This window comes from Streptomyces apricus, from assembly GCF_008369065.1.
Classification (GTDB): domain Bacteria; phylum Actinomycetota; class Actinomycetes; order Streptomycetales; family Streptomycetaceae; genus Streptomyces; species Streptomyces apricus.
Genome location: NZ_VDFC01000020.1, coordinates 33,678 through 36,045, shown reverse-complemented (window position 1 = coordinate 36,045; position 2,368 = coordinate 33,678). Strand labels below are relative to the sequence as shown.

The window sequence follows — 2,368 nt, the reverse complement described above, 5'->3', positions numbered from 1 at the left end:
CGCCCCGGCCCGGTGAGCCGCTGCCCGTGCCGACCTCGCTGCGCGCCCTCGTGCTCAGCCGGCTGGAGCTGCTGTCCGCCGAGGCCCGGCAGACCCTCCTGGTGGCGAGCGCGGGGGCCCGCCCCACCCAGGCCCTGCTGGAGGCCGCGGGCCGCAGCGACGCGGAGGCGGAGACCGCCCTCGCCGCCTCGCTCGGACTGGTGGCGGCGCAGGGCACGGAGGGCCCGGAGGGCGCCGTGCGGTTCGCGCACCCCCTGGTCTCGGCCGCCCTGTACGCCCAGGCGACCCCCTTCGAACGGCGGGCCGCGCACGCCGCCCTGTCCACGGCGGCCTCCGAGCCGATCGAGCGGGCCCGGCACCTCGCCCTGGCCACCACCGGCACCGACGAACAGGTCGCCGCGCGGCTCTCCGAGGCGGCGGCCCTGGCCCGGGACCGCGGCGCGCCCTCGGTGGCGGCCCAGCTCGGGCTGCTCGCCGCCCGGCACACCCCGGCGGACGGCCGGCCCGGCGCGGACGAACGGCGGCTGCGCTCCGCCGAGGACGCGCTGACCTCCGGCGAGATCGACCTGGCGCGCGAGGTGGCCCGCGACGTCCTGGAGCGGGCGACGGACCCGGCCGTGCGGGTCCGGGCCTGGATGGTCGTGATCGACGCGGCCGGGCAGGCGATGGCCGACGTCGAGTCCGTGTTCCCGCAGGCCCTCGCGGACGCGGGCGACGACCCGCGGCTGCTCGCCCTGGTCCGCTACCAACTGGCGTGGCGGGCGCTCCTGGTGGAGGGCGAGATGGGCAAGGGGCGTGCGGAGGCCGCGCACGCGGCGCGGCTCGCCGCCACCGCGGGCGACCGCAGCACCGAGCTGCTGGCCCTGTCCTTCCAGGCCCAGATGGAGACCCTGATGGGGCACCCCGCGGCCCCGGCGACGCTGGAGAAGGCGCTGGCGGAACCGCAGGACCTGCGGGTCGCCGTCGACCACAACGGCGCCGGTGCCACCCGCTTCCGCTGGCTGATCATGAGCGATCAGCTGACCGACGCGCGGGCCGCGATCACCCGGCTGCTCGGCGAGGTGCGGCGGCGCGGCATCGTGGAGAGCGAGGTGCACTTCCTGCGCGGGCTCGCCGAGACCGAACTGCGCTCCGGGCACTGCGGGCGGGCGCTGGACCTGGCCCACGAGAGCCTGCGGCTCTCCCGTGACACCGGGATCGGCGAGGCGGCGGGCAACATGTTCACCTCGCTCGCCGAGGCCGCCGGCGGCGACGTGCACCGGGCGCTGGTGCTGGCCCGCGACGCGGTGCGCCGCGCCGAGGAGGACGGGGACCTGATCTACCTCTCGCGGGCCCTGGCCGCGCTCGGGCACGCCCAGCTGGTGGCCGGGGACGCCGCCGGCACGGTGCACTCCCTGCGCCGGGCGCGGGAGTCGGAGCAGCGGCTCGGCATCCTCGACCCGGCGCGGGGCCGCTGGCACGGCGACCTCGCCGAGGCCCTGGTCCTCGTCGGCGAGCCGGCCGAGGCGCAGGACGTCATCACGGCCGCGCGCGAGCACGCGGTACGGCTGCGGCGGGCGAGCGTCCTGGCCGTACTGGACCGGGCCGAGGCGCTGGTGAAGGCGGCGAACGGCGAACACGACCCCGCGGTACGGCAGTTGCTGTCGGCGCAGGACCGGCTGGCGCAGCTCGGCTACGGGCTCGAGGAGGCCCGGGCCGCGTTCGCGCGGGAGAGGCGGCGGGAGAAGAGGGAGGGAAGGGGGGAGGAAGAAGAGGAGGCGCGGCTGTTCCGCCGCTGCCGGGCGATGCCGTGGCTGCGCCAACTGGACGCGGTCGCCGCGGCGGTGGCCGCCCCCGGCTCGCCGCCGGTCCCCGCCCCGGCGGCCCCGGCCGCCCCGGAGTCCGTGCTGCCCCACCTGGACCGTCTCGCCGCGACGGAGCGTCAGGTGGCGGCGCTGGTCCTGGAGGGCGCCACGAACCGCGAGATCGCGGGACGCCTGTTCATCAGCGTCAAGACGGTCGAGGCGACCCTGACCCGCGTCTACCGCAAGCTGGGAATCCGCTCCCGGGTGGACATAGTCCGCCTGGCAGCAGGCCAACACCGCCCACATTAAAAGAGCTTGACGCTCTTTCAGGGGCGCGGGGAACTGCGCAACCTTTCACCCTCGGGCGCGCTTTTCAGGAGCACTGGCACCTGCGCGGCCTTTCGGTTCCGGGCGCGGGTGACGGCTCGTTTTTCAGGGGCGCGGGGAACTGCGCGACCAGCCCCCACCGGCGGTCACCTCTCCACGGCCGCAGCCACCCCGCCGGGCCCAACTCCCGCACCCCTCCAACAAGGTGACCGAGGGTTAACCCTCGGTCACCACCGCAGGGAGTTCCCTCATTGGAC

At 76.5% G+C, this 2,368-nt stretch carries 1 protein-coding gene; it reads left to right on the top strand.

What is annotated here, in order from left to right; all coding sequences use genetic code 11:
• On the top strand, positions 1-2,093 hold a 2,093-nt coding region (locus FGF04_RS07180; protein WP_149510405.1), incomplete at its 5' end, for a helix-turn-helix transcriptional regulator.
• Between the last annotated feature and the right edge of the window lie 275 nt (positions 2,094-2,368).